This is a genomic window from Amycolatopsis sp., assembly GCF_025464955.1.
In the GTDB taxonomy this organism is placed as follows: domain Bacteria; phylum Actinomycetota; class Actinomycetes; order Mycobacteriales; family Pseudonocardiaceae; genus Amycolatopsis.
Genome location: NZ_JAODNM010000079.1, coordinates 88219 through 110730, shown reverse-complemented (window position 1 = coordinate 110730; position 22512 = coordinate 88219). Strand labels below are relative to the sequence as shown.

Below are 22512 nucleotides of genomic sequence, written 5' to 3'. Positions count from 1 at the left end.
GGGCCGGTCGAACCGCCGTTCTGCACTGGCAAGGCGACCGGGTCAGCATCCTCATCGACAACACCCTCGCCCGCATCCTCACCCTCGACCACACCCGCCGCTACCAACCCCTCACCCCGAGACGTCCTGGGCCGGCCCAAGGGCCGACCCAGGACACACCGGTATGAGAAACTGTTCACGATGTCGTGGGACACATGTGTTCACGAAGTCCTGAGACAGCACGGCCGCTGAGAACCGGCCGGAACGCTCACGAGCTTTGACCTGCCCGCTTAGGCGCGGACCGCGTCGAGGATGAAGGCGGTGACGGTTCGTGGGTGGGTGATCAGGGAGAGGTGGCCTGAGTTGATTTCGACGGTCTTCGCGTTCATTCGCTTGGCGACGAACCGCTGTAGGTCGGGTGTGGTCGTGCGGTCGTCGGTGGTGATGAGGTACCTGGACGGCTTCGACTGCCATGCCGCTGCGGTGGTCTTGGTGCTGAAGAGGGTTTGCGCGACGCGGCCTTGGGCGGCGTAGAGGACTCGTGCCCTGGCGCGCGGGACGCCGTTGGCGAAGTCGTTGAGGAAGGCGTCTTCGGTGAGTCCGCCGAAGCCTGCGGTGAAGACGAGGCCGGCGTTGGCGGGCGGAGTGGGGAACTTCGCGGCGAGCGCTGGGTAGTTTTCGCCGGCTTCGGGCGCGCGGGCGGACAGATAGACCAAAGAGGACACGTTCGGGTGATCGCCGACTTCGCTGATCACGGATCCGGCGTAGGAGTGTCCTACCAGGACAGTGGGGCCGGTCTGCAGGTCGAGCGCGCGCCTGGTGGCGGCGGCGTCGTCGGCGAGTGAGGTGAGCGGGTTCTGCACGGAGGTGACTGTGACGCCTGCCGCCTGCAGGCCGGGGATGACGTCCGACCAGCAGGAACCGTCGGCGTAGGCGCCGTGGACCAGCACCACGTTGCGGAGGCTCCGCCGTGCCGCAGGTGTCGCGGCGGAGGCGGCGGAGGTCACGCCGGTCGCGGCGAACAGGGTGGCGGCGCCGCCGGCGGCGGCCAGTTTGGAGAACCTGCGTCGATCCATCATGGGGTGAACTCCTGAACTCGCATGGATTTTCCTTGAGCCTAGGAAGCCGAAGATATAACCGGTGTGATCAAGCAACAACACGGCAGGCAATGCGGCCAATATCACGAGTCCCACTGATCGGGACTGATCGGGACCGATCGGGACTGATCGGGGGTCGAATCGGACACTCGGATCAGCGGTCGCGGCGAGCGGGGGTTCGTCTCGTTCGTCAGGCCCCGATCGTTGAGAAATCGTGGAGGTAAAAGGGAATTCCCAGCCGCGAACCTGATCTTGGCCTGGTCAAACGAAACAGCAACCAGCCGGGAGGCCAGCCATGTTCGAAGTTCTGTTCATTATCGCCGCTGTCGGGTTCGTCCTGATCCGCCGGATGATGGGTGAGCAGGCGGAGGCGAAACGGATGCTCGTGCTGCCGGCGATCCTGACGGTGATCGGGCTGGGCAACTCCGGCGACGTGCTGCACAGCCCGATGGCGTTGGTGTTCCTGCTGGTGACCGGCGCGGTCCGACAGCCGAATCAGCTGGTCCAAGGGCAAGGGCGGCGCGCCGCACACCATGGCGCCGTCGTTGAGCTCGGAACCTCTTGCCCGGCAACAAGAATAGAGGTGCTGATGGACGCGCGTCGAACCAGTCGGATAGGTGCCCGTCCCAGGTTCCCGAGCCGCTTATATCCTACAAGGTCCCATTTATCCGCTGAATGCCGTCTACTGCTGTCTGTTGCGGACAGTCAGGGAGCAGTCTCCGCTGTGGCACGACCGAGTGAACGTTGAATGACATGTGACCAGACAGTGGCTCTGAGCTGTCGACGTCTTCCGTCTTAATCGTGACACTGTCGCCATGGGTAACGACGTACTGCTTGTTCTGGTGGTCGTGACGGCGTTGGCGTTCGACTTCACCAATGGCTTCCACGACACCGGCAATGCGATGGCGACTTCGATCGCGACCGGCGCGCTGGGGCCGAGAACGGCGGTCGCCCTCTCGGGGGCGCTCAACCTGGTCGGTGCGTTCCTCTCGCTCAGTGTCGCCGCGACGATCGCCAGCGGCCTGGTCGACACGAAACTGGTGACCTTGACGGTGGTGTTCGCCGGTTTGGCCGGTGGCATCATCTGGAACCTGCTGACCTGGTTCTTCGGTATCCCGTCCAGCTCTTCGCACGCCCTGATCGGCGGAGTGGTCGGCGCGACCCTGGCCGCCGCCGGAGGCAGCGCGGTCAAGTGGCACGGGCTGATCCAGAAGGTCGTCATCCCTGCCGTGCTCTCGCCGGTCATCGCCGGCCTCGTTGCCGCGACCGGCACCTACCTGCTCTACCGGATCAGCCGCAAGGTCACCGACGGTGTCCGCAGCAAGGGCTTCCGGATCGGGCAGATCGGGTCGGCGTCGATGGTTTCGCTGGCCCACGGCACTAACGACGCGCAGAAGACGATGGGCATCATCACGCTGGCCCTGATCGCCAACGGCACGCTCGTCGCCGGTGCCAGCGCGCCGTTCTGGGTGATCCTGACCTGCGCGATCGCCATCGCCGCGGGTACCTACCTCGGCGGCTGGCGCGTCATCCGCACGCTCGGCAAGGGGCTGGTGGAAATCGAGTCGCCGCAGGGCATGGCGGCGGAGTCGTCCTCGGCGGCGATCGTGCTGTTGTCCAGCCACTTCGGCTACTCGCTGTCGACCACGCACGTCGCGACCGGTTCGATCCTCGGTACCGGCATCGGCAAGAAGGGCGCCGAGGTTCGCTGGGGCGTCGCCGGGCGCATGGCGACGGCTTGGCTGTTCACCCTGCCGGCCGCCGGTTTGGTCGGCGCCGGCAGCTACGCGCTGGCCGCGGTGATCGGCGGCGACGCCGGCGTGATCGTGGTGTTCGCGCTCCTGGTCGCGGTCGCGCTCACCATCTGGCTGCGGTCGCGCAAGAACGCGGTCAGCCACGACAATGTCAACGACGAGTGGACCGGCACGGTCGTGCCGCCGGTCCCGGCCACGGTCTGAGCGAGACGGAGAACCAGCTGTGAACTCCTGGGTTGATCTGAGCGCCTTGTGGCGGATCGTGGTCGTCGGGTTGATCGCCGGTGCGGGCCTGCCGGCTCTGTTCGCCGTCGGCCTGCGCGCGCTGAGCCTGCCGGGCCGCGGTGGCGACACCGTGAACGGCGACTCCGAGCGGATGGTCGGGGGCAACCCGATCGGGGTCGCCGCCGCCGTGGTGTGTTTCGTGGTCGTACTGGCCGCTGTCGGCTGGGGTATCTACTTCATTGTCAAGGGCAGCTGATGGCCGTCAGCGCCGGCGCGGCCGACCTCCACTGCGGAAGGGTTTGATCCCATGGCGTTGCCACCTGTGTTGGCGTCGATCGTCGGCTGGCTGCGGGCGGGATATCCCGAGGGTGTCCCGGCTCAGGACTACGTTCCCCTGTTCGCGCTGCTGTCCAGCCAGCTCACCGACACGGAGATCGCCGAGATCGCGGACGAACTGGTCGGTGCCGGCGATTCGGCCTCGGCGCACGCCGTCCGCGAGGCCATCGGCAACGTGACTCACGAGCGGCCGCTCGACGTGGACGTCGCCCGCGTGCGGGCGAGGCTCGCCGCCGGCGGCTGGCCGCTGGCCGCACCGGACCGCCCGGCCACCTCGGCGTAAGCGGGGGTCTTCGGCGCACGGCGGGTCCGGTGCCCTTGTGTACGAAACGTCCCCCGATACAAATGATCTGTACTAAACGTCCCTCGAGTCACTCGCGCGCGAGCGCCACCAAGCCGTCGTTCACCTTGTGTTCATCTCAGTGCTATCTACTCGTCGGCAGAGCGGTAGGTACGACCACGAGGCGTTGGACGGACGGTGGCTCTGATGAAGGTCCCCACGATGGACGCGATGGCGTCCGAGCAGTTGGACACCCAGCTCGCCGAGCTTGAAGGCCGGCTCACCCACGACTACGACAAGGTCGGCCCGTCCTCGGTGCACGACCTCGTCCAGCGCGAGCGGGCGCGGTTCGAAGGCGCGCGGATCCACGTGTACGTCCCGATTCTCGTGGAGCGCGCGGTTCGGACGACGCTGGCCGACTCCGCCGGAAAGCTCACCTAGTCGCACCTGGCAAACGACTCAGGGGACCCCGCGGGGTCCCCTGAGATGGTGGGAAAGTCGGGCTACTTGACGTAGTCGGGCAGGACCCGCGGCGGCCACGCGCCGACCGCGAAGACGCCCATCGAGTACGCCTTCGACACCAGAGCCGGGCGGTTCGACACCTTCAGCTTCCGCAGCAGCGTGCTGACGTGGTACTCCACGCCACCGCGACTGAGGAACAGTGTCGCCGCGAGCTGGACGGTGGAGACGCCGGAGGCGACACCTTCGAGGATCCGCGCGTCCATCGCGGTCAGCAGCTTCTTGCGGCCGGTCAGCAGTTGCGGGTCGTTCTCGGACTTTTCCGGGCGAACCAGCACCGTGATGCTCTCGACCTGTCCGTTCTGCCCGTGCACGGCGATGCCGGTCAGTTCGGCGGTGAAGGCCGAGTTGCCGGGGCGAACCGCGACCATCGGGTCGGCGAACCGTGCGCGCCGGCCTTCGGTCAACCGGGCGAATTGCTGCTCGACCCGCTCCCGCACACTCGGGTGCAGCAGGTCGTAGAAGCTGAGGCCCGACACCTCCGAAGGCGAGCGGCCGAACTGGCGGAAGAAGTCCACGTTGGCCTCGACGACCCGGCCTCGCGGGTCCAGGCTCGCCAGGCACATCCCCGATCGGTCGAAGAACGAGCGGAACACGTCGGTGAAGCCATCGGGCCTGGGTGCCGTGACAGCGCTGCTTGTTCGGTTGACCAAGCTGATTACGGTGGCTGTACTCATCGGTGACCATTCCTCTCTTCGTCCGGCTGGAGATCTTCCGTTATTGCGGGAGAATCACTGCCTCGTTTCTTATTCACACTATGGGTGACGACGTCAAAGCAAGTCAACAATAAGCCAACGTCAAACCCAAATACTGTGGTTACCCGCCGCATGGTTCGGGTACCCGGGGGCGGGGTTCGGTGCGGTTCGGTACCCCCGAAGATCCCGCCGCCTTCGGTATTGGAAAACCCGTCTCTACCAGCACTTATGGTGCCCAGGTGTGGAAATCTGCGGGGGTGGGGGCCGGTGGGACGCGCGGGACCACAGTGTTGGTGGGTCAAGGGCGGCGCATGTGGTTTCACGTCCGGATTGAACCTGGACGTGAACTCCTCCAAGAGTGTCCGCGTGTTAATTTCACGTTAGTGAAACAATTGCCTGAGGGGCAGTGTTCAGCGCAAGTGCGCGAATAGAAAAGATTTCAAGTCCGGCATGTTACGCGGAGTTGAAATAGTGAAGGTGTGAACCTGGGAATGGCGCGGCGGGGCAGGAAGAGTCACTGTCCGGTCGTGCCTCGCTGATCCTCGGGTTCGTCTTCCTCCTGATCCGGCGGACCTTGCGGTGCGTGCCCAGCCGGTGCTCGTCTGTGATCCTCGTTACCCGAAACCATAGTGGGAGTGATGTTGGTTCGCAACCCTTGGGTATGGTATTGCCTTCGTTTACTTCCTGTCCCGCCCGTTCTGCCCTAAGTCGTCACGCCGCCGCGGGCGACGAGTTGGGCGGCGATGACGTTGCGTTGGATCTCGTTGGTGCCTTCGCCGACGATCATCAGCGGCGCGTCGCGGAAGTAGCGTTCGACGTCGAACTCCGTGGAGTAGCCGTAGCCGCCGTGTACCCGGACGGCGTTCAGGGCGATCTCCATCGCGGTTTCGGACGCGAACAGCTTCGCCATACCCGCTTCGAGGTCGCACCGGTCGCCGGCGTCGTAGCGCTCGGCCGCGTAGAGGACGAGTTGGCGGGCGGCGGTGTACTTGGTCGCCATGTCGGCGAGGTAGTTGCCGATCGACTGGTGCTTCCAGATCGGCTTGCCGAAGGTCTCGCGTTCCTGGGCGTAACGCAAGGAGTCGTCCAGCGCCGCCCGCCCGACGCCGAGCGCGCGCGACGCGACCTGGATCCGGCCGATCTCAAGGCCTTTCATCATCTGCGCGAAGCCGTGGCCCTCTTCACCGCCGAGCAGCGCGCTCGCCGGTGCGCGGTAGTCGTCGAAGGACAACTCGCAGCTCTCGACGCCCTTGTAGCCGAGTTTCGGCAAGTCCTTGGAGACGACGAATCCTTCACCAGGTTCGACGAGCAGGATGCTGATGCCCGCATGACGCGGCTCGATGTGGGGATCGGTCTTGCACAGGAGCGCGACAAGCTGGGAGCGGCGGGCGTTGGTGATCCACGTCTTGGCCCCGTTGACCAGGTAACCATTGCCGTCGCGGCGTGCGGTGGTGGTCAACGCCTGCAGGTCGGAGCCGCCGGACGGTTCGGTCAGCGCCATGGTCGCGCGGATCTCGCCGGTGGCCATCCTGGGGAGATAACGCTGCTTCTGCGCGTCCGTACCGAACATGAGCAGAAGCTTGGCGACGACGGTATGCCCGCCCATCGCTCCGGCCAGGCTCATCCAGCCGCGGGCGAGCTGCTCGGTCACCTCCACATAGCAGGGTGTCGACACGGCGACATCGCCATACGGCTCGGGGATCGCCAGCCCGAAGACGCCCATTCGCTTCATCTGCTCGATGAGTTGTTCCGGGTACTCATCGGCGTGTTCTAGCTCCCGGGCCACCGGCCGTACTTCGCGGTCGACGAACTCGCGCACGGTGTCGACAATGGCCTGTTCGACGTCGCTCAGCTTGCTCACGTCATGAATGTACGGCCGGGACCCCAACTCAGCAGGTTCCCAGACTCAGCGGCCCCGAGGCTCAGGGGCCGACCGCGATGAACGGGATCGACCCGTGCGCGGGCACCTTGAGCTGGGGAATGGCCGAGGGCAGCGCCGTGAACGTGCTCCCGGTCGAGGTCCAGAGCCGGTAGTCGCCGGTCAGACCCAGGTTGGAGCCATACTCCCGGCCGCCGATGAAAGTCGGGGACTTGGTCATCCCCCCGATCAGCAGCACCAGCCAGAGCTCCTTGTTCCTCTGCTGCGCGGCCATTTCAGAGGTGAGCGGAGCCTGCAGGACGCCGGCGGTACCCAGCGAGGACGAAAGGTCGGCTGTCGAGGCGAGCAGGCGCCCACCCGCGGGGTCGTAGACGCCGATGAACGCATGGGAGATGCCCTCGCCCGCGGTGATGACCGCGAGCTGAGCGGTGTGCGCGGCGCGCGTCTGGTCCACGTACACCCGGCTGACGTAGAGCACCCCAGAGCTGAATCCCGGCGTGCTCGGCATGACCATCGGGTCGCCGGTCGCCGCGATCAAGCCGGACTGGGCCGGCGACCAGGCGCCCATGGCAGGTTGGGCCTCGGCGCCGGGCGGAAGCGACGGAGTCGCCGAGCCGCCGGTCGTACAAGCTGAAAGTCCAAAAAGGACTACGAGGGGGAGTGCGAGCAGCGGTAGGCGCTTCACGTGACCTGCTTTGCTGTGGTGGATAGTAGGCCGGCGATTTCCTGCCGGTAGCGCTCGACCGAGAACTTGCCTTCGGCCTCGTCGCGTGCCAATTCGGCCCGCAGTCTCGCGGCAGGCCAATCCCCGGCGAGGTTTCGGATCGCGTCGGCCAGCGCGGCGGCGTCCCCGGCGGGCACGATCGTGCCGCGACGACCGCCGTCGACGGTTTCGGGCAGCCCCTGCGCATCGCTGACGATCACGGGCACACCGGCGAGCTGCGCTTCGACAGCGGTGTTGCCGAACGGTTCGACGCGTGAGGGCACCAGCGCGATGTCGGCCCGTTCGTAGGCACCCCAGACGTCGTCGTGGAAACCGGCGAAGCGCACCGAATCCGCGAGACCGCCGGCCTCGATCGCGGCGCGCACGTCCGCTTCGAACCATTCGTATCCGGGGAAAATCGAGCCGACGATCTCGAGTTCCGCCTTGACCCCGTCGCGCCGAAGCGCGGCCAGCGCGTCGACGGCGACGTCCGTCCCCTTGCGTGGTGAGACGCGCCCGACGAGCAGGATCCGCAGTGGCTCAGCGGCTTCACGGTGTTCGGTCACCTTCTCCGGGCCCGGAACGCCGTTGTAGACGAGTTCGGTGCGCGCGCGGAGCCGGGGCAAGGCCGCGCCCAGCACGGCGCCGGTGGCGCGGCTGTTGACCACCACCGTATGCGCGGCCAGCAACGGCACGGCCAGCGCGAACCGGATGGGCCTGGGTACCGCGTCCTCGGCCTCGTGCACGTGGGCGAGAACCTGCGCGCCGGCCAGCCTGGCCAGCGGGAACCACAGCGGCACGGTCACAGTGTTGACGTAGACGGTCTCCGGCCGCGTCCGGCGGAGGAGCCGGATCATCGGTCCGAGCGCGCGGACCGCGTCGACGACCAGTCTGAGCAGCCCTGCCGGACGCAGCGCGGCCTTGCGCAGGATCGGTGTCGGGCAGAACGTCACTTCGGCCCCGGCCTTGCCGACCTCGGCGACCAGCGGCCCGTCTTGGGGGAGCGTGACGACGACCGGACGGCCGGTGGCGATCGCGGCGTGCACGGACTCGAGGAAGACGCGGTCGGAGCCGTAGAGCTCGGAAGAGGCATGGGCGAGCAGGATCGTGCCGCCGTTCATCGCGCACTCTCAACGGGCCGTGCGGCCAGGTTCAACCAGGCGACGACGACGAAGAGCCAGGTGCAGGCCACGTTCGCCGGAGCGCCGAGCTCCTGGGTGAACACCGAGTCCGCCAGCAGGCACAGCATCACCGCGAGGATGATCCCGCGGTCGACTCGAAGCTCGGGGCGCTGGGTGTTCTTGGCCAGCTTGCTGGCCGAGCGCAGGATCACCACCAGTAGCGCGGCCCAGATCAGCGCGCCCACCAGCCCGGTGTCGATCAGGATGTTGACCAGCGCGTTGTGCCCGCCGCCGAGGCCGATGGCGTCGAGGAACAGGCCGCGCGACGCCGTCAGCCCGAAACCATACAGTGGGTGTTCGGGGAACAGGTTGAACGCGTAGGCCCAGAGGTCGGTCCGGGAGTTCAATGTGGACAGTCGCTGGAGGGACTCGCCCCGCGCGAAGAACGATTCGATGGCGGAGGAGCTGGTCAGCGCGAAGATGACCAGCAGCACCGCGACCACGACCCCGGCCTCGACCTTGCGCTGCCCGCGCCACCTCGTCCACACCACCACGAACACCCCGACGATGGCCCCGATCACCGCGCCGCGGGTCTGGGTCGCGACCAGTCCGCCGCCACAGATCACCAGGAGAACCAGGTAAACCGGCAGCCGCCAGCGTGGACCCGGTCTGTCGAGCCCGTAGGTGACCACGTAACCCGCGAGCACGACGACCCCGACCGCCAGCATCTCGCCTGCCTGCACGGGATGCACGTAGAGCCAGGTGAAGCGCCCGATCTGGGTCGGCAGCTGCGGGAACGGCACGGCCAGCCCGAAGAGCACCGAACCGGCCATCAGACCGGCGAAGCCGTGGGCGATCCGGTGCATGTCGGCCAGGGTCGCGTGCCGGGCGATCGACCGGCACAGCGAGAGGACCACGACCACCTGGGCGCCCCGAACGAGCGCGAGCGCCAGGTAAGGGGAGTAGAAGGCTGAGCAGACCAGGACGGCCGTGTAGGCGTACGCCAGGTAGGTGATGGCGTTCGTGCGGCGGATCCCGGTGCCCGGACGGAACTTGAGGAACAGGAAGAGGGCGACAACGCCGTAAAGTCCGATTTCGAGGAGGACGAACGGATCGGCGTTGCCGGACACGGCCTGATCGTCCGCGCGCAGGCGGAACTTGTAGTCGCTGGCGACGATCAGTGTGAGAACGCACACCATCGGCCAGTAGGCGGCGGAACGGACAACTGGACTGGACCTCGTGGTCAAGGCCTGTTCAGGTGATGTTTCGCCGGGGTTCATCGGTGCCTCTCCGCTGCTCCTGCTCGGGCGCGTGCAAGCAGGTGGCCGAGAACGGCCACGGACAATGTAACGAAGTACCTGGTCACCGTTATTACCAGGATGACACACGATAGAGTCGGCCGGTGTTGCGCTTTCGGTGACGGGAGCCAGCCGGTCCGGCTTGTTCGAGTGAATTCCCCCGGTTTCGACCCCCAGAGGTGATGGGCGAGCGATGCGCATTGCGATGATCGGCACGCGCGGTGTCCCCGCACGCTATGGCGGCTTCGAAACCTGTGTCGAAGAGGTCGGCCTGCGCCTGGTCAAGCTCGGCCACCAAGTCACCGTCTATTGCCGCCGCGCGGAAGATCCACACGGGAACGGCTCTCCGGGTTTCGACACCGAATACGAGTTGGACGCCGACGCCACCGAGCACCTCGGGATGCGACTGGTGCACTTGCCCGCGCTCCGCCGCAAAACCCTGGAAACCCTGAGCCACACGGCATTGTCGGTGGTGCACGCCAACTTCCACCGGCCCGATGTCGCTTTCGTGTTCAACGCCGCGAACGCGCCTTTGCTGCCGTTCCTGCGGTTGCGCGGCATTCCGGTGGTGACCCACGTCGACGGTCTCGAGTGGAAACGCGCCAAGTGGAGCGGTTTGGGGCAGCGTTACTACCGCGCGGCCGAAGCGCTGGCGGTGCGCTGGTCCGACGCGCTGATCGCCGACGCGGCCGGGATCCAGGACTACTACACGGAGCGATTCTCCGTTTCGACCGATTACATTCCCTACGGCGCCCCGATCATCACCGATTCCGGTGCCGAACGCCTCGCCGGGCTCGGCTTGGAATCGGGCGGTTACCACCTGGTCGTCGCGCGGTTCGAGCCGGAAAACCATGTCGACCTCGCGGTCGAGGGCTATCTGCGAAGCGGCGCGAGGCGGCCACTGGTCGTGGTCGGCGCCGCACCTTATGCCGACCGTTATACGGCGGCGATCAGGCAGCTCGCGGACGGTGACCAGCGTGTCCGGCTGCTCGGGTCGGTCTGGGACCAGCGGCTGCTCGACCAGCTCTATTCGAACGCGCTCACCTACATTCACGGACATTCCGTCGGCGGGACCAATCCGTCGCTGCTCCGCGCCATGGGGGCCGGGACGGCGACCACCGCCTTCGACGTCAACTTCAACCGCGAGGTGCTCGGCGAATACGGCCGCTACTTCACCCGGCCGGAGGACCTCGCCGCGATCTGCGACGAGGCCGAAGCCAATCCGAGCGCGACCGAGGGCCGCGGGCACGCGCAGATCGCGTCCCTCGACCGCTACGAATGGGACGACGTCGCCGACAAGTACGAGAAGCTCGCCGTCCGGCTCAAATACCGCCGCAGTCCGAACCGCAGCTTCGCCGACGGTCTGGACCGCCGGTAGGCCCTCACTCTCCCTTCTCCCGGATTCCCCACTGAGCAAAGGAAAAAGCATGTCTAGAGTCCGCAGGCGGGCGTCTGTCATCGCCGCGGTGCTGGCGGTCGCGCTTCCGGTGATGCTGCCGGCGTCGGCACTCGCGGCCACGCCGCTGCCGACCCCGGTGACCGCGGGCGGAATGCCGACCCCCCAGGTCGACGGCATCGTCTTCTCGGTCGCGATCCTCGGCAACACCGTCTACGCGGGCGGCCGGTTCACCAAGGCCAGGCCGTCCGGGGTCGCTCCCGGCGGCGCCGGCGAGGTCGACCGGCACAACCTGCTGGCCTTCGACCTGACCACCGGCGCCCTGCTGCCGTGGGCTCCCGACGTCAGCGGGTCGACGTACACCTCGACGACCAGCCCCGGCCCGTTCTGCAAGACCGTCGGCACGAACACGTACGACTGCGACACGGTGTTCCGGATCAAGGCGGCACCCGACGGCTCGAAGGTCTACGTCGGCGGCGACTTCGACAAGATCAGTGGGCAGTGGCGGTCCCGGCTGGCCGCGTTCTCCACCGCGGACGGTTCGCTCGACCCGAACTTCAAGCCGACCGTGGCCGGCCGCGTGCGCGGGATCTCCGTCACCGCGAACTCCGTCTACGTCGGTGGCGGATTCACCTCGGTCAACGGCGTCGCCCGCACCCGGCTCGCGGCGCTCGGCCTGGACGGCACGCTGCAGCCGTGGGCGCCGACCGCCGACGGCGAGGTGTTCGCGGTGACCGCCGCGTTGCCGCAGGGCCGCGTAGTGATCGGCGGCAACTTTCAGAAGCTCGACGGTTCCGCCCACGCCTCGGTGGGTTCGGTCGACGCCACCTCCGGCGTCATCGAACCGTGGAACCCGCTGCCGGTGACCACCAGCGTCGTGACCGACATCGTCACCGACGGCAACGGCACCGCATACCTGGGTGCGTACAACTTCGTCGTAGGATCGAACCCGCGGTTCGAAGGCCGCGCTGCCGTCGACATCGCCAGCGGGGTCGCGAAATGGTACGACGGCTGCTACGGGGACACGCAGGCCGTCACGGTGACCAACGGCATCCTGTACAGCGGTTCGCACAGCCACGACTGCTCGGCGCTGACCGACGGGTTCGTCCAGAGCCCCAGCTACTACCGGCTGATCGGCGAGACCGCCGCGTCCACCGGACCGTCGGCGGTCACCTACAACCACGTCAAGGCCGGCGATCCCATCCCGACCATGCTGCCCTGGTACCCGAACACCAACGGCGGACCGGCGGACAGCTACTGGAAGAACGGGCCGTGGGCACTGGACTCGAACAGCCAGTACGTCGTCGTCGGCGGTGAGTTCAGCGAGGTCAACGGCAAACCGCAGCAGGGACTGACCCGGTTCGCCGCCCGCGGCGTGTCCGGCGCGGTCAACAACGGGCCGCAGACCCCGTTCAAGGCCCCGGTGCTGACCAAGAACGCCGGGAACCCGGTGATCACCTGGACGAGCACATGGGACGCGCAGAACCCGGCCGTCACCTACCAGGTGTTCCGCATCGGCACGTCCGGCCCGATCTACTCGGTGTCGCAGCAGTCCCGTCCGTGGAACACCCCGACGCTGAGCTACACCGACCGCTCGGTGACCGGTGGCACTTACTACGTCCGTGCCGTCGACGCCGACGGTGCCGCCATCGGCTCCCCGCAAGCCACGATCTGAGGCGGTTGGGCGGGTTGGGCGGGTTCCGTGACGGCGGTGGCGAGGGGTCGCCCCCATACGAATGCGTGTGAGCCGCGGCGTCAGCGGATCGGGGTCAGGGTGCCGATGTTCGGGGCCGGGGCGGGGTGGACGCCTAGGGCGGCGACGATGTCGACGGGTAGGGGGCGGCCTGCGCTTAGGCCCGGGGCGCCGGGAAGTAGTGAGTAGTCGTTCTTCGCGGGGGTTTTGAACGGCGACGTCGTCAGGTCTCGCGTCAGGCTGTGGGTGTCGCTTCCGGTCGCGTGCGAGAACTCGGCCAGCGAGCCGTATTCCTTCGACACCCCGCCGTCGCCGCACCAGGTGAGCAGCGGAGCCGGGTCCTCGGCTTTCGTCCGGAGATAGGCGTTGCCGTCGCTGGTCGCAACGAAGGCCCGGTCGCTCTCGGAATCGGCTTTGTAGTCGGCCGATTCCACCACCGGGTTGCCGGATTCTTCCTGGGCGTAGAAATTGTTCACTAGCACGGTTCCGGTGGTGCGCCAGGAAAGTCCGGCCTGCGCACTGTACGGGTCGGAATCCGGGCTGCGTTTGTCGTTGTACAGGCCGAGGGAGACCGCATTGCCGAGAAAGGTGTTCTGGTAGACGCGTACCTGGTCGGCACTCGAGAGCTTCAGCCCGCGTGCGCCGTTGCCGTCGAGCACGTTGGACGCGATGAGCGCCCGTGACGAAACCTCGTAGTAGAGGCCGTTGACGACGTTGTCCTTGGCCAGGTTGCGGATCACGGTCGCGTCGGTGCAGCCCAGATCGCACCACCAGCCGCTGCCGATGTTGCCGACGAACTTGTTGTCCGCGACGTACGGGCTCTTCGTCCGGGTCACCTTCGCGCCGGCGGCGCCGATGGCGTCCCCGCTCAGCGAGAAGTGCTCCTGGTTGTTCGCGGTGAACGTGTTACCGGTGAGCCGGAGCCGGTCCGCGCGGTTGGCGACCAGCCCGACCAGCCCGTTGTCCGAGAACGAGCTCGCGGAAACCTGCACTCCCGGCTGGAACACCGCCAGCCCGCTGGACGCCGACCAGGCGAATGTCGTGTTGTCCACGGTCACGTTCGGGGCGTTGACCACCAGCATCGCGCCGTGCTTGCCGTAGTCCTGGTTGGAGCCGTACTGGGCAACGCCGATCCCGCGGAACACGCTGCCGCCCGCGGCAGCCGAATCGAACTGGGCCAGCCGGTCGAACTTGGTCGCCTCGACCGTCCGGCCGGTCGGCGCGTCACCGAGGACCAGTGCCTTCGCCTGCCTGTCCACGAAGAAGGTTCCCGGCCCCACGTCCGCGGCTTTGTCGACCTGGCGCAGGGACTTCCCGTCGAGGAAGACCATGTCCGGTGAGCCGGCGACCGGATGGTCCGGGTCGATGATGGCCGGGGTGAAGCAGTTCTGGCAGAGGTCGCTCGTCCAGCCGGTGTGCCGCCAGCGCTTCCCGGACGGCGACCACGCGGAGACCACCACGCTGCCCTTCAACCACACCTGCTCGCCCGGGTAGGACTCGATCGTGAGGCGTTTCGAAAGCTGGCCCAGTGTCTCGCGATAGGTACCGCCATGGATCACGACCGTGCCGCCCGCGGGTGCCCGGTCGACGGCCGCGGCGACCGAGCGCAGGGGCTGTGCGGCGGTTCCCGGCGCCGAGTCCTGACCGGCGGGGGAGACGACCAGCGCGTCCGGTGGGACGGCGTAGTTTCCGCCCGTGACGGGGAGAACCGCCGCCGGTTCTGTCGATCCCGCGGCGACCGGCCGGGTTTCGACGTCACGGCTGGGCAGCGCGGCGACCACCAGCGCCAGCACCGCGGCCGCGGCGATCGCTCCGAGGACGACCAGTCGTGATCTTGGGGACATCCGACCATTATGGACCCAGCGAGCCCTCACGGCCTGCTCAAGCCGGCGCGGCTCATGCGGGTGAAGAGATGGCTTTGCGCAACGCCGTGCTCGAGGTCTGCACTGTGTAGGGGAAGTACACGATCCGCGCGCCGACGTCGGACAACAGGGCTTCCAGCTTGATCCCGCGTTCGGTGCCCCGCCAGTCGTCGCCCTTGAACAGCACGTCGAACTTCAGTTCCCGCCACGAGTCGAACTTGTCGGTGTGCAGGTCCGGCACCGCGTTGTGGACGTAGCGGATACTGCGCACGATCTCCAGCCGTTCGGCGAACGGCACGATCGGCAGCTTGCCCTTGGCCTCGCGCACCACCTCGTCGGACACGACCCCGGCGATGAGCAGGTCGCACTGCTCGCTCGCCCGGCGCAGGATGTTGAGGTGTCCGATGTGGAACATGTCGTACGCGCCGGGCGCGTAGCCCACTACGGGCATCCGGTCCTCCTCGCTCACGAGTCGAGCGCTGTCTTGTCGAGTGCTGTCATGTCGGTGAACCACTTGCGCAAGGCCAGCACCAGAAAGGCGAAGTTCGCCAGGAAGAGCAGCCCGTAGACCACGGCGAACACGGTGTGGAAACCGAGCAGCAGGAATACCAGGCAGAGCAAGCCGTAGTCGGTCGGGATGACCAGCAGCGACCGCAGCGTGGACGGTTTGCCCGACCTGTCGCGGTCGATCCCGCGGACCCGGCGCAGCTGGTCGTTGAGGATCATGGCGAAGAACATCACCGCCGCCACGATCGAAAAGCCCATCGGCACCAGCAGATAACCGCGGGGAAGGTCGAAGTGGCGATACCCCGACACCAGAACCGCCAGGTGCAGCGAGGAGATCTTCGCCGCATCCACGATGTGGTCCAACCACTCACCGGCGATGCTGCCGCCGCCGCGCAACCGCGCGAGCTGCCCGTCCGCGGCGTCGAGCGCGTAACCGACGACCAGTGCCAGACAGACCGCTACGCCGACCGCCACCGTCGGGGTGGCGAGCGCGATCGTGGCGATCCCGGCGAAGGTGAACAGCCCGCTCACCGCGGTGATCTGGTTCGGCGTCATCCCGAGCTGGAACGCCGCGGCCGCCAGGTAGCCGCCCGCCCTCCGGTTGACGAAACGCGAGTAGGCCGGGGCGCCTTTCGCGGTCTTCTGCGCGGACGGCAAGCGTTCGAGCGCGGCCGCGAAGCCGCTCTTCGCTGGTTTGTCCGTGGTCAACTGAAGTATCCCCCTGGGGAAACGCGTAAGGACGTCGAGTACCGGCCGGGGAATCACCGATCGCCTGCTTGTCGTTTCAAGGCCGGTGACAACAGGCATCCCGGCCGGTGACCGGTGCGAATATATCAGGATAAGCCGCGCCGACAGGCTCCGATCCGGTAACGCCAGGCGGAATGTGGCCGATTGCATTGGCAGCGGTGTCCACCGCTGTGTAGCGCGTCAGGTCGCAGAAGAGTGAGGCGGAAGGGTGAAGCGGACCTCGTTCTTATTTCCGGCTGTCGCGCGCGCCGGATTCGGTTCATGGCAGCGCCGGGTCGGCCGTCGCTGCTGATATATTCGCCGTTGCCGCCCATACCCTGGTCACGGCCGCCTTTTGTGCCCGGTTCCGCACCGCGCTCGACGATCGGACAAACAACGCATGGACGACCAGCCGTCGCCGAAAATCCTCGAGGCGCTCTGGCGTTACCGGTGGAGTTCGTTGGTGATCGTCGGGGTGGTGTTCGTGCTGAGCGCGGTGGCCGCGCTCGCCTTCTCGTCGCATTCCTCGGCCACCGCCCATATCGTGCTGAAAGCCCCCGACAAAGCCGGCATCGTCGGCGTCGACGCCGGCAGTGAACCGGCTTTCGTCCGCTACGTGAACCAGCGCGCGTTGTACGTCGTTTCCGACCGCGTACTGGCGACGGCGAGCACGAACCTGCACGGCGCCGTCTCGGTGAACGAGCTGCGGGACGAGGTCACGGCGAAGGCGTCGACGAACGGAGATTCGATCGACCTGACCGTGGCCGGCAGCGTCGGTTCGACAACAGCCATCGCCGACGCGGTGACAGCGGCGTACCGCACGGAGTCGCTTGCCGACGTGCAGGCGGCGGGCCAGAAGATCCTCGACGCGCTTGCCTCCCGCCGGCGCGACGTTGTGGCGTCCCTCACTCCGGACGTGGCGACTCACCCGTCCGACCCGAACAACCTCGCCGCCGGGCAGACCCTCAGCGATCTCGACAAGCAGGCCACCTCGGTCCGCGTTGCCGCCCAGCAGTTCGGCGACGGCGTGTCCTTCGTGGACAAGGCCGTCGCGGACGGTTCGGGGCTGGCCCGCTCGGTGCTGCGCGACGGCGGCATCGGCATCGCCTTCGGCGCGCTGCTCGCCGCGGTGCTGGCCTGGGTGCGCGCCGACCGCGACCGCCGCGTTTCCGGCCCTGACTACCTCGCGGCGGCGACCGGTTCGCCTGTCCTCGCGACCATCGAAGGGCTTGCCGAGGACGAGGTCGCCGGGTTGAAGAAGCTCGGCAGCCCGCCGCTGTGGCCGTACCAGTTCGCCGCTTCGGGGCTGCGGACCGCGGTGGACCGCGGGGTCGTGGTCATCACCTCCAGCGCCCCCGGCGACGGCGTCACCACCTCCACCCTGCAGATGGCCACGGCGGCCGCGCTGAGCGGCGCGCGGGTCCTCATGATCGACGCGGCGGTCAGGTCGCATGGCCTGTCCGACGCGCTCGGCCTGGGGTTCGACTCGGCGGGCCTGACCGCGATCGCCGTCGGCGCGGTGGCGCCCGAGTCGAGCGTGCGCTCGATCGACCTCGGGCACCGGGTGATGATGTGGGCGATCCCGGCCGGCCTCTACCAGGAGACCACGCTGGACCACTTCCGGTCCGACCTGCTGCAGAAGGCCATCGCCTCGATGCGCACCACTTACGACCTCGTGCTGGTCGACTGCGCTTCGCCGGACATCGCCCCGGAGGTCTCGCCGATCATCCGGGAGTCCGACGGGGTCGTGGTCGTCGTCCGCCGCGGTCGCGAAACACAGGCCGTGCACCGGCTCCGCGAGCAGATCGGCCTGCTCGGGGGCACGATCGCCGGGTACCTGTTCACCTTCGCGCGGCCCAAGCGGGACGCCCCCAAGCGCGCGGTCCCGGTGGTCTGGACGCCGAACGGCGTTGCATGACCCGTGTCCAAAGTATTCGGAGCGCTGCGCGGGCTGCTCGGTAAGGTCGGCGCGCCGGTCATCTCCCAGGGCCTGAACGCGGGCACCAGCCTCATGCTGCAGGTGATCGCGGCACGGGCGCTGGGCCTGCTGGAGTACGGCGTCTTCGCGCTGCTCCTGTCCCTTCTCGTCAGTGCCACCGCGCTGTTCACCGGGTATGTGGGCGACAGCTTGGCCGTCCTCGACCGGCACGCCCCGCCGATCCGGGCCGCGCTCGCGAACAGCGCGCTGATCCTGTGGGTGGCGACGTTCGCGGTCGGGTTCACCTGGGTGCTCCTCGTCCGCCACGGTCAGTGGACCACCGCGTTCGTCTACGCGGCGATGCTGGTGGCTTGGCTGATGGAGGAGACCTTCCGCCGTCTGCTGATCGCGCGGCTCGAGTTCTGGAAGCTCGTCGCGAACGACCTGACGTACCTGATCGGCACGGTGGTCGCGCTGGGCAGCTGGTACCTGGTGGCCGGCAAGGTGACGTTGACCATGCTGTTCGCGGCGATGGCTGTCGGCGCGCTGGCCGCGGTCACCGTCGGGTTCGCCCAGGTCCCCCGCGACGAGGTCAGCCGGCTGCGCCGGGCCCGCGCGGCGATGAGGCAGGTCGCGACCTTCGCCGGGTGGCGCTCGCTGCAGGCCGCCCTGCGACCGACCGCGCTGCTCCTGTCCAGGCTGCTCGTGGCCAACCTGGTCTCGCTGACCGCGGTCGGCATCCTCGAAGCCGGACGCCTGGTCATCGCCCCCCTGCAGGTGATCATCAACGGCGCCGGAAGCTTCCTGCTGGCGGGGTTCGCGGCGGGGGAGAAACGCGGCGACGGCAGCACCAGCAGGCTGGCCACCCGCGCGGCGTACCTGCTGACCGCGGTGACCGTGTTCGGCGGCGGCGCGATGGCGCTGTTCGCCGGGCCGCTGGGCAAGCTGATGACCAAGGCGCCGGTCGACCCCTGGCTGCTGCTCGGCTGGGTCGCCTATCTCGGCGTGTGGGCGGCCGGCCTGCCGTATGTGACCGAGGTGGTGGCGCGGAAGCTGTCCCGCGCGGTGTTCATGACCCGGTTCGTCGACTCCGTCGCGGGCCTCGGCCTGGCGTGGGCGGCGTTGCTGGCCGGGCTGTCGCTGAACCTCGTGCCGTGGCTGATGGCCGTCGGCGGCGTGTACTCCCTCTGGCGGCTCCGCGCGTTGGCGTTGCGCACCCGGAAACAGGGGCCGGTCCTCACCCGCCGCGTCGACCTGGAAGCCACCGTGATCATCCATCACATCTGAGACAAACTCCGCGTTGTGCACTCGCGAGCGAGTCGACTTCGGTTGAGCGGTCGTTCACTCACGCGGGTCCCGGGCGCACCAGGTGCCTCACGGACGCGGGCTTCTGATCCAGTCGATGTGCCCGGCAGCCCCAGAGCGCTACTGCGCTTCGGCGACGCCGGGGGGCAGGAAGCCGTGGGCGGAGAGGTCGAACCAGTTGCCCTCGGGGTCGATCGCGCGGTATTCGGCGAAGGGGCGGTCGCTCGGGCGCTGGGCGGGACGCGGCAAGCCTGCCGCGGCGAGCCGGTCGGCGATCGGTTCGACGGCGTCGACCTCGAAGCCGAAGTGGTTGAACCCGGCTGCGACGTCCCCATCGAGCCGCTGCTGGATCAGCGCGAGGTTGATATAGCCATCGGTCAGGAAGTGGCTGCCGTCCGGGTCCTGGTGGAACAGCTCCATCGCGAACTGCTCGCGGTAGAAATCAGCGAGCTTCTTCGCGTCCTGGACGACGAACGCGAGGTGGCGCAGGCGGGGCCTGGGCATGGTCGGCTTTCCTTTCGGCGGTGCGCTTTCAGCGGTGCGGGATCATGTTGTGGAAGGCGGCGATCGACCACTCGCCGTCGCGACGGGTCACCAGCGCCTGCGCGTGTGTGCTGACCCCAGCGGGCATCACCTGTGAAGTGACGTGCACCAGGCAGACGTCGTCGGCGACGGGACGGACCAGCCGGACGTCCGGCACCAGGTGCGTGTTCCGGTAGACCGTCTCGAACAACTTCGCGTGGCCGGCTTCGACCTGTGCGCGGCCGGCCTGTTCTTCGCCGCGGACGTTCACGAAGTCGGCGTCTTCGGAGAACACGCCCGCGAACTTGCCCGCGTCACCCAGTGCCCAGGCCTCGGCCATGGTCTGCCACAGTCCGCGGATTTCCTGCTCGTCGGTCAACGTGACTCCTTTGTGGACAGGGGCATCGCGGCGTCCACGCGAAGCGGGAGCGGAGTGCAGTCCTCGGACCAGGCCGCCAGTGAGTAGTAGAACCCACCGTGCTGCTGTTCCAAGTAGCAGACGACGTTGACCGGCAAGCCGGAACTGCGGAACATGTGCTCGTCCATCGGGGTCGGCCGGTCGCTCAGTGGACAGTCCCTTTCGGACTCCGGGCCGAGGCGGTGCCAGTCCGGGTGCAGGTGGATCGAGCCGAGGATGTCGTACCCCAGTTTCGCCGCTTGGCGCGAGATACGCAGGAGGTCGACCGGGTCGAGCCACCAGGCGCGCACGGGGTTCTCATAGGCCGAGCCGAACCGAGGCACGATCGTGGTGGTGAACTCCTCGTGCGCGCTGGGATCGCTGTTGCGCGCGTTCCGGCCGAACGCGACGTCGTCGATCACGAACGCGGCCTCGGTCTGGGTGCCCAGCAGCACGGCGAAACAGGGTCTCGGCTCGTCCGGGGTGATGCGCGCGTATTCGTCGGCGGCCGCGGCCAGGAACCGCCGCACCGCGCTGTCGGACAGCAGGACAGCCTGCCTGCCGAGCGTTTGCACCGGGATGTCGATGACTTCGGTCACACCGGACCTCTCCAAGACTCACCCGTCTGGGTACTTCGGGGAAACGGGACAAGGCCTGTTGTACCGCAAGGAAAAACGTGAACCGCCCAAAGATCGACAAGGTCGCCGGAATGGCGCTATTGCATTCGGCGATAGCCTTTCGTCTTCAGTGTCCGGATCGGCCCGTAGAATGCCTGGATGCGTCTCGAATTCCGCCATCTGGAGCTGATCGTCGCGATCGCCGAGACGGGAAGCCTCCGCAAGGCCGCGGCCGCGTTGTCCCTGACCCAGCCTGCCGTGACCACCCAGCTGCAGCGGATCGAGAAGCACCTGGGCGGCCCCCTGTTCGTGCGCAGCACCGATGGCGTGCTGACGACCGAAACAGGCACGGGGTTCATTCGCGACGCCAAAGCGCTGCTCGACGGCCTGAACCGCCTTGAGCGCACCGCGCAGCTGAGTGTCCAGCGCGGTGCCGGCGCCCCGATCCGGGTGGGTGGCGTTCCGGCGCATCAGTTCAGCCTGCTGGTCAACGCGTTGGCGACCGTGCTGCCCGGTCGTGAGTGCAGCAGCCGGACCATTCGAGAAACCGGCACGTTACGCACCTTGCTGGGTTCCGGGGAGCTCGACATCGCCGTGCTGCGCGAGTTTCCCGGTTTCCCGTTGCGCCTGCCCAACGGGGTCGAGCATCGCCTCCTGCTGACGGAACCGATTTTCACCGGGGTGTCGGAGAACCACCGGCTGGCTGGTCGGGACGAGATCCCCCTCGCCGAACTCGGCGTGGAAAAGTGGGTCATGCCCCATCCCGATGACAGCGGAATGAACGAGTTCTTCGCGCGCACCTGCACCGCCGCCGGGTTCGAGCAGCGGGTGACCCATCTGACCAACGAGGCGCACATCGCGTTCGCGCTCACCGCCGAAGGCGGCTCGGTCTGCGTGCTCTACCCGATCGGCAGCGCACGGCAGGGACTCGCGACGTTACCGCTGATCGGGAACCCGCTGTACCGGGGGCTGGTGCTCGCGTGGCGCGCGGACTCCGTGCTGGCGTCGACGATCGACGACCTGTGCGCCGAAATCGCCCGCGGCTACCTCGAACTGGTGCAGGCCGCTCCGGTGTACGCAGAATGGTGGCATCGAGGCGGCGCGGACTTCGCGCTGCCGTGAGTGTTCGAAGAGGAGATCACCTGTGCCCATCCGAGGTCTGAACCATGCCGTCCTGTGGGTCCGCGACTGCCGGCGCAGCGCGGAGTTCTACGTCGACGTGCTGGAATTCCGGATCGTGCACAGCACGGCCAAGTCGGTGTTCCTGCAGGCGGCCGACTCCGCCAACGACCACGACCTCGGCCTGTTCGAGATCGGCGCGGCCGCGGCCGGCAGCCGCGCGGGTTCCGGTGAGGTCGGGCTGTACCACCTCGCTTGGGAAGTCCCGACGCTCGCCGATCTGCGCGACTGCGCCGAGCGGCTGCGGGCGGCCGGGGCACTGGTGGGAGCCACCGACCACGGGACGACCAAAGGGCTGTACGCCAAGGACCCGGACGGACTGGAGTTCGAGGTGTGCTGGCTGCTTCCGCCCGAACTGGTCGACGACGAAGCCCAAGCCCGCCGAGGTGAGCTCGACCTCGCCGCGAACATCGAGCAGTACGGGCCGCACACCTTGGGCGCCTGCGCACGAATCGGCGCCGTCCAGGGCTCGTGAGCGTTCCGGCACGCCCGGGTGCGGGTGTC

The 22512-nt window shown here is 67.6% G+C and carries 23 protein-coding genes; 11 read left to right on the top strand and 12 right to left on the bottom strand.

The window, feature by feature from the left end; genetic code table 11:
• Positions 1-269 precede the first annotated feature (269 nt).
• Positions 270-1058 (bottom strand): alpha/beta hydrolase, encoded by a 789-nt coding sequence (locus JWQ81_RS17810; RefSeq protein WP_297542876.1) that lies wholly within the window; start codon positions 1056-1058, stop codon positions 270-272.
• 313 nt (positions 1059-1371) lie between these two features.
• Between JWQ81_RS17810 and JWQ81_RS17805 the strand changes: the two genes are divergently transcribed.
• The 5 genes from JWQ81_RS17805 (at position 1372) to JWQ81_RS17785 (ending at position 4112) form a co-directional block, all read left to right on the top strand.
• Entirely contained in the window at positions 1372-1824 is a 453-nt protein-coding gene (locus JWQ81_RS17805; protein ID WP_297542874.1) for a hypothetical protein, read from the top strand.
• A gap of 67 nt (positions 1825-1891) precedes the next feature.
• Complete coding sequence (locus tag JWQ81_RS17800; RefSeq protein WP_297542871.1) at positions 1892-3034, top strand: inorganic phosphate transporter; 1143 nt, start codon at positions 1892-1894, stop codon at positions 3032-3034.
• A 19-nt stretch (positions 3035-3053) separates the two neighbouring features.
• Positions 3054-3311 carry a hypothetical protein gene (locus JWQ81_RS17795; protein WP_297542870.1) on the top strand — a complete coding sequence of 86 codons (258 nt, stop codon included), beginning with the start codon at positions 3054-3056 and terminating at the stop codon, positions 3309-3311.
• Between the two features lie 51 nt (positions 3312-3362).
• Positions 3363-3674: a DUF3349 domain-containing protein gene (locus JWQ81_RS17790; protein ID WP_297542868.1), complete on the top strand. Its 312-nt coding sequence runs from the start codon at positions 3363-3365 to the stop codon at positions 3672-3674.
• 204 nt (positions 3675-3878) lie between these two features.
• Complete coding sequence (locus JWQ81_RS17785) at positions 3879-4112, top strand: three-helix bundle dimerization domain-containing protein (protein WP_297542866.1); 234 nt, start codon at positions 3879-3881, stop codon at positions 4110-4112.
• A gap of 62 nt (positions 4113-4174) precedes the next feature.
• Here the strand turns inward: JWQ81_RS17785 and JWQ81_RS17780 are convergent, their stop codons facing one another.
• The 5 genes from JWQ81_RS17780 to JWQ81_RS17760 all read right to left on the bottom strand — a co-directional run bounded on the left by JWQ81_RS17780 (position 4175) and on the right by JWQ81_RS17760 (position 9787).
• The gene (locus JWQ81_RS17780) at positions 4175-4867 is read right to left on the bottom strand and encodes a PAS domain-containing protein (RefSeq protein WP_297542863.1); all 693 of its coding nucleotides are present in this window, start codon (positions 4865-4867) and stop codon (positions 4175-4177) included.
• A gap of 721 nt (positions 4868-5588) precedes the next feature.
• Positions 5589-6746 carry an acyl-CoA dehydrogenase family protein gene (locus JWQ81_RS17775; RefSeq protein WP_297542862.1) on the bottom strand — a complete coding sequence of 386 codons (1158 nt, stop codon included), beginning with the start codon at positions 6744-6746 and terminating at the stop codon, positions 5589-5591.
• Positions 6747-6807: 61 nt separating this feature from the next.
• A complete protein-coding gene (locus JWQ81_RS17770; RefSeq protein WP_297542860.1) occupies positions 6808-7332 on the bottom strand; it encodes a hypothetical protein in 525 nt (174 codons plus the stop codon).
• 113 nt (positions 7333-7445) lie between these two features.
• Positions 7446-8588, bottom strand: a complete 1143-nt coding sequence (locus tag JWQ81_RS17765) for a glycosyltransferase (protein WP_297542858.1) — start codon at positions 8586-8588, stop codon at positions 7446-7448.
• The gene (locus tag JWQ81_RS17760; protein WP_297542856.1) at positions 8585-9787 is read right to left on the bottom strand and encodes an O-antigen ligase family protein; all 1203 of its coding nucleotides are present in this window, start codon (positions 9785-9787) and stop codon (positions 8585-8587) included. The genes JWQ81_RS17765 and JWQ81_RS17760 overlap by 4 nt, the downstream gene beginning before the upstream one ends.
• Positions 9788-10079: 292 nt before the next feature.
• Between JWQ81_RS17760 and JWQ81_RS17755 the strand changes: the two genes are divergently transcribed.
• Entirely contained in the window at positions 10080-11264 is a 1185-nt protein-coding gene (locus JWQ81_RS17755; RefSeq protein ID WP_297542854.1) for a DUF1972 domain-containing protein, read from the top strand.
• 49 nt (positions 11265-11313) lie between these two features.
• Positions 11314-12957, top strand: a complete 1644-nt coding sequence (locus JWQ81_RS17750) for a delta-60 repeat domain-containing protein (RefSeq protein WP_297542852.1) — start codon at positions 11314-11316, stop codon at positions 12955-12957.
• 80 nt (positions 12958-13037) lie between these two features.
• Here JWQ81_RS17750 and JWQ81_RS17745 read toward each other — a convergent pair whose 3' ends face one another.
• The 3 genes from JWQ81_RS17745 to JWQ81_RS17735 are packed head-to-tail and all read right to left on the bottom strand — an operon-like array spanning position 13038 to position 16052.
• Positions 13038-14819 (bottom strand): right-handed parallel beta-helix repeat-containing protein, encoded by a 1782-nt coding sequence (locus JWQ81_RS17745; RefSeq protein WP_297542850.1) that lies wholly within the window; start codon positions 14817-14819, stop codon positions 13038-13040.
• A 52-nt stretch (positions 14820-14871) separates the two neighbouring features.
• Complete coding sequence (locus tag JWQ81_RS17740; RefSeq protein WP_297542849.1) at positions 14872-15288, bottom strand: adenylyltransferase/cytidyltransferase family protein; 417 nt, start codon at positions 15286-15288, stop codon at positions 14872-14874.
• 14 nt (positions 15289-15302) lie between these two features.
• A complete protein-coding gene (locus tag JWQ81_RS17735; RefSeq protein ID WP_297542847.1) occupies positions 15303-16052 on the bottom strand; it encodes a CDP-alcohol phosphatidyltransferase family protein in 750 nt (249 codons plus the stop codon).
• Between the two features lie 418 nt (positions 16053-16470).
• Between JWQ81_RS17735 and JWQ81_RS17730 the strand changes: the two genes are divergently transcribed.
• The gene (locus tag JWQ81_RS17730; protein ID WP_297542845.1) at positions 16471-17988 is read left to right on the top strand and encodes a cell shape-determining protein; all 1518 of its coding nucleotides are present in this window, start codon (positions 16471-16473) and stop codon (positions 17986-17988) included.
• A 3-nt stretch (positions 17989-17991) separates the two neighbouring features.
• Positions 17992-19275 carry a hypothetical protein gene (locus tag JWQ81_RS17725; RefSeq protein ID WP_297542843.1) on the top strand — a complete coding sequence of 428 codons (1284 nt, stop codon included), beginning with the start codon at positions 17992-17994 and terminating at the stop codon, positions 19273-19275.
• 138 nt (positions 19276-19413) lie between these two features.
• Here JWQ81_RS17725 and JWQ81_RS17720 read toward each other — a convergent pair whose 3' ends face one another.
• The 3 genes from JWQ81_RS17720 to JWQ81_RS17710 are packed head-to-tail and all read right to left on the bottom strand — an operon-like array spanning position 19414 to position 20811.
• Positions 19414-19797 carry a VOC family protein gene (locus JWQ81_RS17720; protein ID WP_297542841.1) on the bottom strand — a complete coding sequence of 128 codons (384 nt, stop codon included), beginning with the start codon at positions 19795-19797 and terminating at the stop codon, positions 19414-19416.
• A gap of 28 nt (positions 19798-19825) precedes the next feature.
• Positions 19826-20194, bottom strand: coding sequence for an SgcJ/EcaC family oxidoreductase (locus JWQ81_RS17715; RefSeq protein ID WP_297542839.1), 369 nt, complete (start codon positions 20192-20194; stop codon positions 19826-19828).
• Positions 20191-20811 (bottom strand): hypothetical protein, encoded by a 621-nt coding sequence (locus tag JWQ81_RS17710; RefSeq protein WP_297542837.1) that lies wholly within the window; start codon positions 20809-20811, stop codon positions 20191-20193. The genes JWQ81_RS17715 and JWQ81_RS17710 overlap by 4 nt, the downstream gene beginning before the upstream one ends.
• A gap of 177 nt (positions 20812-20988) precedes the next feature.
• Here JWQ81_RS17710 and JWQ81_RS17705 point away from each other — a divergent pair, with 177 nt between their 5' ends.
• Both JWQ81_RS17705 and JWQ81_RS17700 read left to right on the top strand, forming a co-directional pair.
• Entirely contained in the window at positions 20989-21951 is a 963-nt protein-coding gene (locus JWQ81_RS17705; RefSeq protein ID WP_297542835.1) for a LysR family transcriptional regulator, read from the top strand.
• Positions 21952-21973: 22 nt separating this feature from the next.
• Entirely contained in the window at positions 21974-22483 is a 510-nt protein-coding gene (locus tag JWQ81_RS17700; protein ID WP_297542833.1) for a VOC family protein, read from the top strand.
• The last annotated feature ends 29 nt before the right edge of the window (positions 22484-22512 follow it).

Excerpts from the sequence above, each read along its gene's own strand:
- JWQ81_RS17765 (WP_297542858.1), bottom strand. The coding sequence starts at position 8,588 with ATGAACGGCGGCACGATCCTGCTCGCCCATGCCTCTTCCGAGCTCTAC.
- JWQ81_RS17720 (WP_297542841.1), bottom strand. The coding sequence starts at position 19,797 with ATGCCCAGGCCCCGCCTGCGCCACCTCGCGTTCGTCGTCCAGGACGCG.
- JWQ81_RS17770 (WP_297542860.1), bottom strand. The coding sequence starts at position 7,332 with ATGGGCGCCTGGTCGCCGGCCCAGTCCGGCTTGATCGCGGCGACCGGC.
- JWQ81_RS17740 (WP_297542849.1), bottom strand. The coding sequence starts at position 15,288 with ATGCCCGTAGTGGGCTACGCGCCCGGCGCGTACGACATGTTCCACATC.
- JWQ81_RS17750 (WP_297542852.1), top strand. The coding sequence starts at position 11,314 with ATGTCTAGAGTCCGCAGGCGGGCGTCTGTCATCGCCGCGGTGCTGGCG.
- JWQ81_RS17730 (WP_297542845.1), top strand. The coding sequence starts at position 16,471 with ATGGACGACCAGCCGTCGCCGAAAATCCTCGAGGCGCTCTGGCGTTAC.
- JWQ81_RS17755 (WP_297542854.1), top strand. The coding sequence starts at position 10,080 with ATGCGCATTGCGATGATCGGCACGCGCGGTGTCCCCGCACGCTATGGC.
- JWQ81_RS17745 (WP_297542850.1), bottom strand. The coding sequence starts at position 14,819 with ATGTCCCCAAGATCACGACTGGTCGTCCTCGGAGCGATCGCCGCGGCC.
- JWQ81_RS17785 (WP_297542866.1), top strand. The coding sequence starts at position 3,879 with ATGAAGGTCCCCACGATGGACGCGATGGCGTCCGAGCAGTTGGACACC.
- JWQ81_RS17810 (WP_297542876.1), bottom strand. The coding sequence starts at position 1,058 with ATGATGGATCGACGCAGGTTCTCCAAACTGGCCGCCGCCGGCGGCGCC.
- JWQ81_RS17790 (WP_297542868.1), top strand. The coding sequence starts at position 3,363 with ATGGCGTTGCCACCTGTGTTGGCGTCGATCGTCGGCTGGCTGCGGGCG.
- JWQ81_RS17805 (WP_297542874.1), top strand. The coding sequence starts at position 1,372 with ATGTTCGAAGTTCTGTTCATTATCGCCGCTGTCGGGTTCGTCCTGATC.
- JWQ81_RS17780 (WP_297542863.1), bottom strand. The coding sequence starts at position 4,867 with ATGAGTACAGCCACCGTAATCAGCTTGGTCAACCGAACAAGCAGCGCT.
- JWQ81_RS17800 (WP_297542871.1), top strand. The coding sequence starts at position 1,892 with ATGGGTAACGACGTACTGCTTGTTCTGGTGGTCGTGACGGCGTTGGCG.
- JWQ81_RS17705 (WP_297542835.1), top strand. The coding sequence starts at position 20,989 with ATGCGTCTCGAATTCCGCCATCTGGAGCTGATCGTCGCGATCGCCGAG.
- JWQ81_RS17760 (WP_297542856.1), bottom strand. The coding sequence starts at position 9,787 with ATGGTGTGCGTTCTCACACTGATCGTCGCCAGCGACTACAAGTTCCGC.